The sequence below is a fragment of the Pseudomonas sp. GD04019 genome, assembly GCF_029837695.1.
GTDB lineage: Bacteria > Pseudomonadota > Gammaproteobacteria > Pseudomonadales > Pseudomonadaceae > Aquipseudomonas.
Window position 1 is genome coordinate 53,181 of record NZ_JAOEEA010000004.1, and the last position, 14,550, is coordinate 67,730.

Genomic DNA, 14,550 nt, shown 5'->3' on the forward strand with positions numbered 1-14,550 from the left:
GGCGCAGATCGCAAGCAGGCTCTTTAGCTGCCGTCGCGGAAGCGGTTCCACACTTCGTCGCGGGCGCTCTTCAGCTTGTCCGACAGCGGCATCAGCGCGAACAGGCGATTCTTGGCGCCGTCCAGATTGCGTCCCAGCTGCTCGCGCAGCTTGGGCTCGAGGAACTGCTGGGCCTCGGTGTTGGCGCTGGGGTATAGCGTCTCGCTGCTGATCTGCGCGGCCACCTGTGGCTGCATCAGGTAGTCGATGAACTGGTGCGCCAGGTCGGCGCGGCGCGCGCTGGCCGGGATCACCAGGTTGTCGATGAACAGGGTGGAGCCTTCTTCCGGCACCACGAACTGCACCGGTTGGCCGGCATCGCTGGCGCCCAGGGCGTCGCCGACCCAGGCCACGGCCACGCACAGCTTGCCCTGGTTGAGGTCGTCGATATAGCGCTCGCTGTCCACGTAGCGCAGGTTCGGGCGCAGGCCCTGGAGGGTCTCGCCGGCCTTGCGGATGCGTCCCGGCGAGCTGTTGCTGAAGCTGCGGCCCTGATAGCTGAGCAGGTTGTAGAGCAGCTCGTCCGGGGCATCCAGCACGCTGATGCCGCAGCCGGTCAGCTTGGCGCTCTGCGCCGGGTCGAACAGCAGGCTCCAGCTGTTTGGCAGCGGGCCGCCATAGGCCGCCTCGGCCTGCGGCGTGTTGATCGCCAGGCCCACTGCGCCCCACAGGTAGGGCACGGCATAGCGGTTCTGCGGGTCGACCGCGGCCAGCTTGCTCAGCAGCTGCTTGTCCAGGTGCTTGCGGTTGGGCAGACGGGAGAGATCCAGCGGCTGCACCAGGCCGGCCTTAATCAGCGGCGGCAGGTCGTTCTGCGAGGGTACGGCGATGTCGATGCTCTCGCCGCTGGCGAGGATCTTGTCGAGCTCCTCGGCCGAGGCATAGGTGTGGTACTCGACGGCGATGCCGGTGGCCTTGGTGAAGTCCTCCAGCACCTGCGGCGCGATGTAGTCGTTCCAGTTGTAGACCCGGATGCTGTCGGCGGCGGCCGCCAGTCCGGGGGCGAGGGCCAGCAGCAGCGGAGCAAGAATGCGAAACATGACGACCTCCTTGGCGAAATGATGGGCAAGGCTTCGCCACTCCGCGCGCGGGGCGGGATGGCAGAACCTGGGCAGTAGAAAAAACAACGCCGGCACTGGGGCCGGCGTCGGGTGTTGCGTCAAACGGTATGCAGATACCAGTTGTATTCGAGGTCGGAGATGGTGGTCTCGAACTCCTGCAGCTCGGCTTCCTTACAGGCGACGAAGATGTCGATGTAGTCCGGGCTGATGTACTTGTTCAGCACTTCGCTGTCGTCCAGCTCGCGCAGGGCATCGCGCAGGTTGTTCGGCAGGCTCTGTTCCAGCTGCTCGTACGAGTTGCCCTCGATCGGCTCGCCCGGCTCGACCTTATTGGTCAGGCCGTGGTGAATACCGGCGAGGATCGCCGACATCATCAGGTACGGGTTGGCGTCGGCGCCGGCCACGCGGTGCTCGATGCGTACCGCATCGGCGCTGCCGGTGGGTACGCGGACGGCCACGGTGCGGTTGTCCAGGCCCCAGCTCGGCGCGTTGGGTACATAGAACTGCGCGCCGAAGCGGCGGTACGAGTTGACGTTGGGGCAGAGGAAGGCCATGGACGCCGGCATGGTCTCCAGGACACCGCCGATCGCATGGCGCAGCGCGGCGTTCTCCTGGGGATCATCGCTGGTGAAGATGTTCTTGCCGGTGGTCTTGTCGAGCAGCGAGATGTGCACGTGCAGGCCGTTGCCCGCCTGGCCCGGGTAGGGCTTGGCCATGAAGGTGGTGTCCATCTCATGGTCGTAGGCGATGTTCTTGATCAGGCGCTTGAGCAGCAGGGCGTGGTCGCAGGCCTTGATGGCGTCTTCCACGTGGTGCAGGTTGACCTCGAACTGCGCCGGGGCGCTTTCCTTGACGATGGCGTCGGCCGGGATGCCCTGTTCCTTGGCGGCTTCGAGCATGTCCTGCAGGCAGTCGACGTACTCGTCGAGGTCGTCGATCAGGTACACCTGGGTGGAGATCGGACGCTTGCCGGACATGGGCGAGCGCGGCGGCTGCGGACGGCCGTTCACGTTCTCCTGGTCGATCAGGTAGAACTCCAGTTCGAAGGCGGCGCAGATGCGCAGGTTCATCTCGTCGAACTTGGCCACCACCTGGCGCAGCACTTCGCGCGGGTCGGCGAAGAACGGCTTGCCGTCCATCTCGTGCATGGTCATCAGCAGTTGCGCGGTGGGGCGCTTCTGCCAGGGCTCGTTGCACAGGGTATTGGCGATGGGGAAGCAGATGCGGTCGGCGTCGCCGATGTCCAGGCCGAGGCCGGTGCTTTCGACGGTAGAGCCATTGATGTCGAGGGCGAACAGCGAAGCGGGCAGGTTGATGCCCTTTTCATACACCTTGTGCAGGCTGTTTCTTTCGATGCGCTTGCCGCGCACCACCCCATTCATATCTGCAATTAGAAGGTCAACGAACTGGACCTCGGGATGTTCCTTGAGGAACGCGTTCGCCTCGTTGAGCTGAACGGCACGCGGGGGTACCGACATGATGCAACACCTTTTTTGTTAAAAATTTCAATCATGCAATTGTGCAGCTGTGAGTCAATCTCAAACACCCAGGGCTGTCAATAGCGGGCCATTTTGCCCTGAAACGGGGCTCGATGGCCAGTTTTGGGGCGCTCCAGGGTTTTTCGACCCGCTGGTCAGCCTTGTGCCGCCTGCTGCTCAGTCGGCTGTGTTCAATTTTTTACAGCCCTATTGTGTAAAAAATTGAACAAGGCTAATCTCGGCCTCAACCTAACAACAGCAATAAAACAAGGTGTCCCATGTTGCGCCTGCCGTTGATCGGCGTCACCGCCTGCACCAAGCAGGTCGGACTTCACCCCAACCACATCGTCGGCGACAAATATGTCCGCGCGGTGGCGGTCGGAGCGGAGGGTCTGCCTCTGGTGATCCCCGCCCTGGGCGAACTGATCGATCAACCCACTCTGCTGGCCAGCATCGACGGCCTGCTGTTCACCGGTTCGCCGTCCAACGTCGAGCCTCATCATTATAGTGGCCCGGCCAGCGCGCCAGGCACAGCCCACGATATCGCTCGCGACGCCACCACGCTGCCGCTGATCCGCCAGGCCATAGATGCCGGGATTCCGGTGCTGGGCATCTGTCGCGGCTTCCAGGAAATGAACGTGGCCTTTGGCGGCAGCCTGCACCAGCGCGTGCAGGAAGTGGTCGGGCTGATGGACCACCGCGAGCCGGCCGACGAGCCGGTCGAGGTGCAATATGCCCCCCGTCACACCGTGCGTGTGCAAGCGGGCGGGGTGCTCGCCGGCCTCGGCTTGCCGGACGAGATTCGTGTCAATTCCATTCATGGCCAGGGCGTTCAGCGTCTGGCGCCGGGCCTTCGCGTAGAAGCACTGGCGCCTGACGGGTTGATCGAAGCCTTCTCCGTCGAAGGTGCGCCAAGTTTTGCTCTCGGTGTGCAGTGGCACCCGGAGTGGCAAGTACGATCCAACCCGAATTATCTCGCCATCTTCCAGGCCTTTGGTGAGGCTTGCAGGAAGAGGGCGGGACAACGCTGAGTAGGTGAGCAACCGGTCGGTGAAACTTGGGAGGTTTCGCTAGGCTTTAGCCGGTCCGCAGTAGCCGCTCTACAACCCTGAGGTCTCTATGAGTACCAAGCTAGACCAGCTCACCAGCTGGCTGAAAGAACGCAAAATCACCGAAGTTGAATGCTTGATCAGCGATCTTACCGGCATTGCGCGCGGCAAGATCTCGCCGACCAACAAGTTCCTCGACGAGAAGGGCATGCGCCTCCCCGAGAGTGTGCTGCTGCAGACCGTGACCGGCGACTACGTCGAGGACGACATCTATTACGAGCTGCTCGACGAGGCGGACATCGACATGTTCTGCCGCCCGGACGAGAACGCCGTGTTCCTCGTGCCCTGGGCCATCGAGCCCACCGCGATGGTGATCCACGACACCTTCGACAAGCAGGGCAACCCGATCGAGCTGTCGCCGCGCAACATCCTCAAGAACATCCTCAAGCTCTACGCCGACAAGGGCTGGAAGCCGATCGTCGCGCCGGAGATGGAGTTCTACCTGACCAAGCGCAACAGCGACCCGGACTTCCCGCTGGAGGCGCCGATGGGCCGCTCCGGCCGCCCGGAAGTCGGTCGCCAGTCCTTCTCCATCGACGCGGCCAACGAATTCGACCCGCTGTTCGAGGACGTCTACGACTGGTGCGAGCTGCAGGACCTGGACCTCGACACCCTGATCCACGAAGACGGCCCGGCGCAGATGGAAATCAACTTCCGCCACGGCGACGCGCTGCACCTGGCCGACCAGATCACCGTGTTCAAGCGCACCATGCGCGAGGCCGCGCTGAAGCATGACGTGGCGGCCACCTTCATGGCCAAGCCGATCACCGATCAGCCGGGCAGCGCCATGCACATCCACCAGAGCGTGGTGGACATCAAGACCGGCAAGAACCTGTTCTCCAACGACGACGGCAGCATGAGCGAGCTGTTCATGCACCATATCGGCGGCCTGCAGAAGTACATCCCCGAGGTATTGCCGCTGTTCGCGCCCAACGTCAACTCGTTCCGCCGCTTCCTGCCCGATACCTCGGCGCCGGTGAACGTCGAGTGGGGCGAGGAGAACCGCACCGTGGGCCTGCGCGTGCCGGAAGCCGGCCCGCAGAACCGCCGCGTGGAAAACCGCCTGGCCGGTGCCGACGCCAACCCCTACCTGGTGCTGGCCGCCTCGCTGCTGTGCGGCTACATCGGCATGGTCGAGGGCATCAAGCCCAGCGCGCCGGTCAAGGGTCGTGGCTACGAGCGGCGCAACCTGCGCCTGCCGGTGACCATCGAAAGCGCGCTGGAGCGCATGGAGGCCTGCCAGGCCGCCGAGAAATACCTGGGCGAGAAGTTCGTCCGCGGCTATGTCGCGGTGAAGCGCGCCGAGCACGAAAACTTTAAGCGGGTGATCAGCTCCTGGGAACGCGAGTTCCTGCTGCTCTCCGTCTGATGGGGAAGGGCGCCGGGTACAGATCCGGCGCCCCGACCGGATGCGTAATCTGAGGTGAAGAATGACTAACCAAGCGAACAACCCGAAAACCCGCGAGTGGCAGGCCATGAGCCGTGAGCACCACCTTGCGCCGTTCAGCGACTATCAGCAGCTGCACGAGAAGGGCCCGCGCATCATCACCAAGGCCGACGGTGTCTACCTCTGGGACAGCGAAGGCAACAAGATTCTCGACGGCATGGCCGGTCTCTGGTGCGTCGCCGTCGGTTACGGCCGCGAAGAGCTGGTCGAGGCCGCTGCCGCGCAGATGCGCGAGCTGCCTTTCTATAACACCTTCTTCCAGACCGCCCACCCGCCGGCGCTGGAGTTCGCCAAGGCCATCGCCGATGTGGCGCCGGCCGGCATGAATCACGTGTTCTTCACCGGCTCCGGCTCGGAAGGCAACGACACCATGCTGCGCATGGTGCGCCACTACTGGGCGAGCAAGGGCCAGCCGAGCAAGAAGGTGATCATCAGCCGCCACAACGGCTACCACGGTTCCACCGTGGCCGGCGCCAGCCTGGGCGGCATGAAGTACATGCACGAGCAGGGCGACCTGCCGATCCCCGGTATCGTGCACATCCCGCAGCCGTACTGGTTCGGCGAGGGTGGCGATATGAGCCCCGAGGAGTTCGGCGTGTGGGCCGCCGACCAGCTGGAGAAGAAGATTCTCGAAGTCGGCGAAGACAATGTCGCCGCCTTTATCGCCGAGCCGATCCAGGGCGCGGGCGGTGTGATCATTCCGCCGGACAGCTACTGGCCGCGCATCCGCGAGATCCTCGCCAAGTACGACATCCTGTTCGTCGCCGATGAAGTGATCTGCGGCTTCGGCCGTACCGGTGAGTGGTTCGCCAGCGAGTTCTACGGCAACAAGCCCGACCTGATCACCATCGCCAAGGGCATGACCAGCGGCTACGTGCCCATGGGCGGCCTGATCGTCAGCGACAGGGTGTACCAGGTGATCAACGCCGGCGGTGACTTCAACCACGGCTTCACCTATTCCGGCCACCCGGTGGCGGCTGCCGTCGGCCTGGCCAACCTGCGCATCCTCAAGGAAGAGAAGGTTATCGAGCGGGTGCAGGCGGAAACGGCACCCTATTTGCAAAAGCGTTTGCGTGAGCTGGCGGATCATCCGCTGGTAGGCGAAGTCCGCGGTGTAGGCATGCTCGGCGCCATCGAACTGGCGAAGAACAAGCAGACCCGCGAGCGTTTCCCGAGCGAAATGGGCGTCGGCATGATCTGCCGCGGCCATTGCTTCGAGAACGGACTGATCATGCGCGCCGTCGGCGACACCATGATCATCGCGCCGCCGCTGGTGATCAGCAAAAACGAGATCGACGAACTGGTCGAAAAGGCACGCAAGTGTCTCGATCTGACCGCCCGGGCAGTGCTGGTGTAAGGCTTGAGTGACGGGCCAGACCTTGCCAGACTGCGGGGTGCGTTGGCCAGGCTCACCGGAGGGTGCGTCGCTCAGGCGACGCAGCCCCGGATACTTCAAACGACAATGGAGCTAACCCGCATGATCAAGACCTTCGGCAAGACTCTGCTTGCCATGACCCTGGCAGGCGCCGTGGCCGGCGTGGCCCAGGCCGACGACAAGGTACTGCACGTCTACAACTGGTCCGACTACATCGCCCCGGAAACCCTGGAGAAGTTCACCAAGGAAACCGGCATCAAGGTCGTCTACGACGTCTTCGACAGCAACGAAGTGCTGGAAGCCAAACTGCTTGCGGGCAGCTCCGGTTACGACATCGTCGTACCGTCCAACCCCTTCCTGGCCAAGCAGATCAAGGCCGGCGTGTTCCAGAAGCTGGACCGCTCCAAGCTGCCGAACTGGAAGAACCTCGACACCAACCTGCTCAAGGCCCTCGATCCGAGCGACCCGGGCAACCAGTACTCCATCCCCTACATGTGGGGCACCATCGGCATCGGCTACAACGTCGACAAGGTCAAGGCCGCGCTGGGCGACAATGCCCCGGTCGACTCCTGGGACCTGGTGTTCAAGCCGGAGAACATGGCCAAGCTGAAGGAGTGCGGCGTGTCCTTCCTCGACTCGCCGACCGAGATCCTGCCGGCCGCCCTCAACTACCTGGGCTTCAGCCCCACCAGCGAGAAGCCGGATGAGCTGAAGAAGGCCGAGGAGCTGTTCCTCTCCATCCGCAAGGACACCGCCTACTTCCACAGCTCGAAGTACATCGGCGACCTGGCCAACGGCAACATCTGCGTGGCCATCGGCTACTCGGGCGACCTGTACCAGTCGAAGTCCCGCGCCGAGGAAGCCAAGAACGGCGTGAACATCCTGTACAGCATCCCGAAAGAAGGTGCCGGCAGCTTCTTCGACATGCTGGCCGTACCGGCCGACGCGAAGAACGTCGAGGGCGCCCATGCCTTCCTGAACTTCCTGATGAAGCCGGAAATCATGGCCGAGATCACCAACTTCGTGCAGTTCCCCAACGGCAACGCGGCGGCCACCCCGCTGGTTGACGAGGCGATCCGCAACGACCCGGGCATCTACCCGGACGCCGCGACCATGGCCAAGATCTACACCTTCCCGGATCTGCCGGCGAAAGTGCAGCGCACCATGACTCGCAGCTGGACCACCATCAAGTCCGGCAAGTAAGCCAAACAGCGACACCCTCCGGCGGGTGCTCCCGCCGGAGCCACCGCCAGGAGGTCCCATGACCCACCTCGACTACCGTTACACACGAGCCCCACACAGCTCCGTGCGCGGGCGGCTGGGCGAACGGCATGGGCGTCAGGGATAGGACAGCCAGATTTTCCACCACCCCCAGGACGCATTGCGGCCTGCAAGATCAACAAGAAAGAGGACTGACGTGTGCGAATTTCCTTCCGCAGAACCCTGACCGCCGCCGCCGTGGCGCTGGGCCTGACTGGCTTTGCCCAGGCCGAATCGACCCTGCACATCTACAACTGGAGCGACTACATCGGCGAGACCACCCTGGCCGATTTCGAGAAGGCCAGCGGCATCAAGCCGGTCTACGACGTGTTCGACTCCAACGAAACCCTGGAAGGCAAACTGCTGGCGGGCCGTTCCGGCTACGACATCGTGGTGCCGTCCAACCATTTCCTCGGCAAGCAGATCAAGGCCGGCGCGTTCCAGAAACTCGACCGCTCCCTGCTGCCCAACTGGCAGAACCTCGACCCGGCGCTGCTCAAGCAGCTCGAGGCCAACGACGCCGGTAACCTCTACTCCGTGCCCTACCTGTGGGGCACCAACGGCATCGGCTACAACGTCGAGAAGGTCAAGGCGGTGCTGGGCATCGACAAGGTCGACTCCTGGGCCGTGCTGTTCGAGCCGGAAAATCTCAAGAAGCTCAGCGCCTGCGGCGTGGCCTTCATGGACTCGCCGGACGAGATGTTCCCCTCGGTACTCAACTACCTGGGCCTCGATCCGCGCAGCACCAACCCGGACGACTACAAGAAGGCCGAAGAGAAGCTGCTGGCGCTGCGTCCGTACGTCACCTACTTCCACAGCTCCAAGTACATCGGCGACCTGGCCAACGGCGACATCTGCGTGGCCTTCGGCTACTCCGGCGACGTGTTCCAGGCCGCTTCCCGTGCCGAAGAGGCCGGCAAGGGCATCGAGATCGCCTACAGCATCCCCAAGGAAGGCGCCAACCTGTGGTTCGACATGCTGGCCATCCCGGCCGACGCGAAGAACGTCAAGGAAGCCCATGCCTTCATCAACTACCTGCTCGACCCGGCGGTCATCGCCAAGGTCAGCGACTACGTCGGCTACGCCAACCCCAACCCCAAGGCCGGCGAGCTGATGGACCAGGAAGTGCGCAACGATCCTTCGGTCTATCCATCGCAGGCGGTATTGGACAAACTTTACGTTTCCACCGAACTGCCGCCGAAGATTCAGCGGCTGGTCACCCGCAGCTGGGCCAAGGTCAAGTCGGGCAAGTAAGCAGCATCAGCAATACCGTACGGCGGGCCGGGCCTGACCGTACGGGACCGCTGCGCCTGGCGCGGCAGATTATCGTTCGGGTCTCTGACCTTATTTTCCCGGGAGTTTTGGAAATGGCTGTTGCCTCCAGCGCCTACAAGAAAGCCCTAGAGGGCAACCAGCAACCCAAAGAGGTGCTGGTCAAGATCGATCGCGTGACCAAGAAATTCGACGAGACCATCGCCGTCGACGACGTCTCGCTGACCATCAACAAGGGCGAGATCTTCGCCCTGCTCGGTGGTTCCGGCTCGGGCAAGTCGACCCTGCTGCGCATGCTGGCCGGCTTCGAGCGTCCCACCGAGGGCCGCATCTTCCTCGATGGCGTCGACATCACCGACATGCCGCCCTACGAGCGGCCGATCAACATGATGTTCCAGTCCTACGCCCTGTTCCCGCACATGACCGTGGCGCAGAACATCGCCTTCGGCCTCAAGCAGGACAAACTGCCCCAGGCCGAGATCGACGAGCGCGTGGCCGAGATGCTCAAGCTGGTGCACATGACCCAGTACGCGCGCCGCAAGCCGCACCAGCTGTCCGGTGGTCAGCGTCAGCGCGTGGCCCTGGCCCGCTCGCTGGCCAAGCGTCCCAAGCTGCTGCTGCTCGACGAGCCCATGGGCGCCCTGGACAAGAAGCTGCGTTCGCAGATGCAGCTGGAGCTGGTGGAGATCATCGAGCGCGTCGGCGTGACCTGCGTGATGGTGACCCACGACCAGGAAGAGGCCATGACCATGGCCCAGCGCATCGCCATCATGCACCTCGGCTGGATCGCCCAGACCGGCAGCCCGGTGGACATCTACGAGACCCCGGCCAGCCGCCTGGTCTGCGAGTTCATCGGTAGCGTCAACCTGTTCGACGGCCAGATCACCACCGACGAGACCGACCACGCCATCATCAGCTGCCCGCAGCTGGACAAGCCGATCTACATCGGCCACGGCGTCTCCACCCGGGCCGAGAGCAAGGCGGTCAGCTACGCCCTGCGCCCCGAGAAGCTGCTGATGGCCACCGCCCTGCCGGCCGACCACGAGCACCCCGAGTACAACTGGTGCAACGGCACCGTGCACGACATCGCCTACCTGGGAGGCCACTCGGTGTACCACGTCAAGCTCACCTCCGGGCAGATCGTGCAGTGCTTCATCGCCAACGCCGAGCGTCGCGGCAAGCGTCCGACCTGGGACGACGCCGTGGTGGTGTACTGGGAAGACGATAGCGGCGTGGTACTGCAATCATGAAAATCGGCAAACTGAAACGCTATCTGCCCAACGGGCGGCATGCCGTGATCGGTGTGCCCTTCTTCTGGCTGTTCCTGTTCTTCCTGCTGCCGTTCTTCATCGTGCTGAAGATCAGCTTCGCCGAAGCCGACGTGGCGATTCCGCCCTACACCGAGATCTACAGCTGGGCCGACAATCAGCTGTCGATCGTGCTCAACCTGGGCAACTACATCTTCCTCAGTGAGGACGAGCTGTACCTGGCGGCGTACCTCGGCTCGCTGAAGATGGCCTTCGTCAGCACCCTGCTGTGCATCCTCATCGGCTACCCGATGGCCTACGCCATCGCCCGCGCCAGCAAGGAGATGCAGACCACCCTGCTGCTGCTGATCATGATGCCGACCTGGACCGCGATCCTGATCCGCGTCTACGCCTGGATGGGCATCCTCAGCAACAACGGCCTGCTCAATGGTTTCCTGATGTCGATCGGGGTGATCAGCGAGCCGCTGCAGATCCTCAACACCAACCTGGCGGTGTACATCGGCATCGTCTATTCGTACCTGCCGTTCATGATCCTGCCGCTCTACGCCAACCTGGTGAAGCACGACATGAGCCTGCTGGAAGCGGCCTCCGACCTGGGTTCGAGCAACTTCAACAACTTCTGGAAGATCACCGTGCCGCTGTCCAAGAACGGCATCATCGCCGGCAGCATGCTGGTGTTCATCCCGGTGGTGGGTGAGTTCGTGATTCCCGAACTGCTCGGCGGCCCGGAGACCCTGATGATCGGCAAGGTGCTGTGGCAGGAGTTCTTCAACAACCGCGACTGGCCGGTGGCGTCCGCCCTGGCGGTGATCATGCTGCTGATCCTCATGGGCCCGATCATCTGGTTCAACCGTAACCAAGCGAAAGAGATGGAGGGCCGCGCATGAAAAAGCTGAATTTCTCCACCGTCATGCTGTGGCTGGGACTGACCTTCATCTACCTGCCCATGGTCATCATGGTCATCTACTCGTTCAACGCCTCCAAGCTGGTCACCGTCTGGGGCGGCTGGTCGGTGAAGTGGTACGCCGGCCTGCTCGACAACAGCCAGCTGATGGGTTCGGTGCTGCGCTCCCTGGAGATCGCGCTGTACACCGCGGTCGCCGCCGTGGCGCTGGGTACCCTGGCCGCCTTCGTGCTGACCCGCGTGACCCGCTTCAAGGGGCGCACCCTGTTCGGTGGCCTGGTCACCGCACCGCTGGTGATGCCGGAAGTGATCACCGGTCTGTCGCTGCTGCTGCTGTTCGTGGCCATGGCCCAGCTGATCGGCTGGCCTGCCGAGCGCGGCATCATGACCATCTGGATCGCCCACACCACCTTCTGCTCGGCCTACGTGGCCGTGGTGGTGTCGGCGCGCCTGCGCGAGCTGGACCTGTCCATCGAGGAGGCGGCCATGGACCTGGGCGCCAAGCCGTGGAAGGTGTTCTTCCTGATCACCATCCCGATGATCGCACCGTCCCTGGCGGCCGGCGGCATGATGTCCTTCGCCCTGTCGCTGGACGACCTGGTGTTGGCCAGCTTCGTCTCCGGCCCCGGCTCCACCACCCTGCCGATGGAGGTGTTCTCCGCCGTGCGCCTGGGTGTGAAGCCGGAGATCAACGCGATCGCCAGCCTGATCCTGCTGACCGTGTCGATCTTCACCTTCTTCGCCTGGTACTTCGCCCGCCGCGCTGAAGAGCGCCGCAAGCGCGCGATCCAGCAGGCGATGGAGTCGATGGCCGAGGAAGTCACCAGCTCCAACTGGAAACCGGCGCAGGCTGCCTGACCGTTTCCCGCCCAAGAAAAAGGCCACCCTCGGGTGGCCTTTTTCATTGCTGGCGCTATCAGTCCGCCGGCTGCAGTTGCAGGGTGCCGCGAGTATTGGCCTGCACATCCTCGTCGCTGAAGTGCATCGGCACATACTGGCCACCGATATAGGTCTCGGCCTGGTCGGCGTAGTGCTGGTCGAACGGTACGCCGCTCTGGCCCACCGGGTTGATGCCCAGGCCCTTGCTGGCATCTGCCATGTCGATCAGGCGGCGCGTCGAGGGGCCGTAGACCACCGACCAGGGCGCCGGGCCGACGCGGTGCGACAGGTTGTTCGGCACCTCATGGCCACCCGGTGCGGCGAAGGGGCCTACGTTGAACAGCAGGTTCAGTGGCTTCTGCGCGCCCAGCGGATGTTCATGAGTCAGCGTGTGGCCCTTGCCCCAGGTCCACTGGCTGCTGTCCGCGCCGAAGCTCTGGAGCAGATGAGCGAGGCTGGCCTGCCAGGCTGCCTTGACCGTCTCGGCGCGGCTCTCCACCGCTTCAGTGCCACGCTTGTCCCACCAGGCGGAACCGGCATCGGCGGTCAGGCGCGGCAAAGCCACATCAAGCACGCGCGTCTGTAGCAGGCTGTCGAAGAAGGCGTCGCCCAGTTCGTCGCGCATGGCTTGGTTGGCCAGCTCGAAGGTCAGCTGGTTGAACAGGGTGGCGGCGGTGGACTCCAGCGGGTGGCCGCCGTCCCAGGTTGCCAGTTGTTCGACGAGGGCACGTTCGCCCTCATCTGCCGCGGCGTTGCGCAGGTCGTCGAGAATCGGCGCCAGCAGGCGCGGGCCGTAGCCGGTGCTGTCGTCCAGTTGCAGGGCCTGGCTGTTCTGCGTGTCCCACTTTACGTCCGGCTGGGCCAGGCGCTGCTTCAGGCGCTCGCCGCGGTCGGCCAGGTTGTAGTAGCCGGGAATGGCCGCGCCGGTCGGCGAGGCCGGCTGGTAGTTGGCGGAGACGATGTAGCCGCGCGCCGGATTCTCCTCCTGCGGATTGGCGCTGAACGCCAGATAGCCGGGTTTGTCCGCCTCGCCGCTGGCGCCGTCGAGGATAAAGCTCGGGTTCACCCCGGCCGGGCGCTGGGGCAGCTTGGCTGCCGCCCACCAGCCGATGTCGCCGCCGGCGTTGGCGTAGATCACGTTGAGGCCCGGCGAGTGGATCTTCGCGGTGGCGGCGCGGGCCTTGTCCAGGCTGTCGGCGCGGTTGAGCCGGTAGAAGGCCTCGAGGATCGGGTTCTCGGTCTCGAGGAAGGCCCACCACATTGAGATCGGTGTCTGGCCGGCATTGGCGCCGAGGGCGTCGTTGATGATCGGGCCGTGGGGCGAGCGGCGCAGGGTCAGCTTGACCGGTTCGCCACCCTTGACCCGGATGGTCTCCTCGCGGCTCTGCAGGTCGACCCACTGGCCATTGATCTGCACCTGATTGGCGTTGTCCGGATTGACCTTCTCGGCGATCAGGTCGAGATCGTCGTTCTGGAACATGGTCAGGCTCCAGGCGAACTGCCGGTTGTGGCCGAGCGAGGCGTAGGGGTTGAGCGCCTGGTGGTGGCCGTACAGTTCGAAGCCCGGGTAGCTCAGCTGCGCCTCGTACCACACCGCCGGCACGGCGAAGCGGATATGCGGGTCGCCGGCCAGCAGCGGCTTGCCGCTGGCGGTGCGGCTGCCGGCTACGGCCCAGGCGTTGCTGCCTTCGAACTGCGGCAGGCCGGCCTCCACCAGCGCCTGCTGGCTCAGGTGGGCAAGGCCGTTGAGGGCCTGCCAATCGGCGCCGCTGAGGTTCTGGGCGACGGCGCCGCCGGGGTGCCAGGCGAGGTCGAATACCTTCAGGTAGTCGCCGCCCAGCTGGTCGCGCACATAGGTCAGCACCGGTTCGGTACGGAAGGCCGCGGCGAAGCTGTAGGCCATGTAGCCGGCTACGGACACCGTGTCTTCGAGGGTGAAGGGGCGCGGGTCTATGCCCAGCAGATCGAATTCCACCGGTACCGGGCGGCTGTCCTGGAACTGGTTGATCCCCTCCAGATAGGCCTGCAGCGCTTTGACGGCCGGGCTGTTGCGGTCGAGGGTCTTGGTGTAGCGATCGGCATGCTGGCGAATGCCCAGGGTGCGGAACAGGCGGTCGGTATCGACCAGCTTGGCGCCCAGCACTTCGGCCAGCTCACCACGGGCCAGGCGGCGCAGCATCTCCATCTGGAACAGGCGGTCCTGGGCATGCACGAAGCCCAGGGCGCGGTACATGTCGGCTTCGTTCTGCGCCTGGATATGCGGCACGCCGCGTTCGTCGTAACGCACCGAGACCGGGGCCTGCAGGCCAGCGAGGGGCAAGGTGCCGTCGCGCACGGGAAGTTTGCTCTGGCTGTACCAAGTTGCGCCGGCGGCAGCCGCGGCAATGGCCACGGCGAGGAAGGTCAGACTGCGTTTCATGACGCGCTCCTTGTTGTTGTGTGGCCATTCTGCGCAGCG

At 64.1% G+C, this 14,550-nt stretch carries 11 protein-coding genes; 8 read left to right on the forward strand and 3 right to left on the reverse strand.

What is annotated here, in order from left to right:
* Nucleotides 1-23 precede the first annotated feature (23 nt).
* Together N7607_RS07700 and N7607_RS07705 are read right to left on the reverse strand one after the other, a co-directional pair.
* Nucleotides 24-1,079 (reverse strand): extracellular solute-binding protein, encoded by a 1,056-nt coding sequence (locus tag N7607_RS07700; protein WP_279865644.1) that lies wholly within the window; start codon nucleotides 1,077-1,079, stop codon nucleotides 24-26.
* Between the two features lie 119 nt (nucleotides 1,080-1,198).
* Nucleotides 1,199-2,578, reverse strand: coding sequence for a glutamine synthetase family protein (locus tag N7607_RS07705; protein ID WP_279865643.1), 1,380 nt, complete (start codon nucleotides 2,576-2,578; stop codon nucleotides 1,199-1,201).
* A gap of 278 nt (nucleotides 2,579-2,856) precedes the next feature.
* On the opposite strand from N7607_RS07705, the gene N7607_RS07710 reads away from it, so the two are divergent.
* The 8 genes from N7607_RS07710 to N7607_RS07745 all read left to right on the forward strand — a co-directional run bounded on the left by N7607_RS07710 (nucleotide 2,857) and on the right by N7607_RS07745 (nucleotide 12,071).
* Complete coding sequence (locus tag N7607_RS07710) at nucleotides 2,857-3,609, forward strand: gamma-glutamyl-gamma-aminobutyrate hydrolase family protein (protein WP_279865642.1); 753 nt, start codon at nucleotides 2,857-2,859, stop codon at nucleotides 3,607-3,609.
* Between the two features lie 88 nt (nucleotides 3,610-3,697).
* Nucleotides 3,698-5,056 carry a glutamine synthetase family protein gene (locus N7607_RS07715; protein ID WP_279865641.1) on the forward strand — a complete coding sequence of 453 codons (1,359 nt, stop codon included), beginning with the start codon at nucleotides 3,698-3,700 and terminating at the stop codon, nucleotides 5,054-5,056.
* Nucleotides 5,057-5,117: 61 nt separating this feature from the next.
* Nucleotides 5,118-6,491: an aspartate aminotransferase family protein gene (locus N7607_RS07720; protein WP_279865640.1), complete on the forward strand. Its 1,374-nt coding sequence runs from the start codon at nucleotides 5,118-5,120 to the stop codon at nucleotides 6,489-6,491.
* Nucleotides 6,492-6,611: 120 nt separating this feature from the next.
* Nucleotides 6,612-7,712 (forward strand): polyamine ABC transporter substrate-binding protein, encoded by a 1,101-nt coding sequence (locus N7607_RS07725; protein ID WP_279865639.1) that lies wholly within the window; start codon nucleotides 6,612-6,614, stop codon nucleotides 7,710-7,712.
* A gap of 240 nt (nucleotides 7,713-7,952) precedes the next feature.
* Nucleotides 7,953-9,023 carry a polyamine ABC transporter substrate-binding protein gene (locus N7607_RS07730; protein WP_279865708.1) on the forward strand — a complete coding sequence of 357 codons (1,071 nt, stop codon included), beginning with the start codon at nucleotides 7,953-7,955 and terminating at the stop codon, nucleotides 9,021-9,023.
* Between the two features lie 113 nt (nucleotides 9,024-9,136).
* Nucleotides 9,137-10,291 (forward strand): polyamine ABC transporter ATP-binding protein, encoded by a 1,155-nt coding sequence (gene potA, locus N7607_RS07735; RefSeq protein WP_279865638.1) that lies wholly within the window; start codon nucleotides 9,137-9,139, stop codon nucleotides 10,289-10,291.
* Between the two features lie 23 nt (nucleotides 10,292-10,314).
* On the forward strand, nucleotides 10,315-11,196 hold the full coding sequence (locus N7607_RS07740) for an ABC transporter permease subunit (protein ID WP_279865707.1): 882 nt from the start codon (nucleotides 10,315-10,317) through the stop codon (nucleotides 11,194-11,196).
* A complete protein-coding gene (locus N7607_RS07745) occupies nucleotides 11,193-12,071 on the forward strand; it encodes an ABC transporter permease subunit (protein ID WP_279865637.1) in 879 nt (292 codons plus the stop codon). The genes N7607_RS07740 and N7607_RS07745 overlap by 4 nt, the downstream gene beginning before the upstream one ends.
* Before the next feature lie 58 nt (nucleotides 12,072-12,129).
* Here N7607_RS07745 and N7607_RS07750 read toward each other — a convergent pair whose 3' ends face one another.
* Nucleotides 12,130-14,511, reverse strand: a complete 2,382-nt coding sequence (locus tag N7607_RS07750; RefSeq protein ID WP_279865636.1) for a penicillin acylase family protein — start codon at nucleotides 14,509-14,511, stop codon at nucleotides 12,130-12,132.
* Between the last annotated feature and the right edge of the window lie 39 nt (nucleotides 14,512-14,550).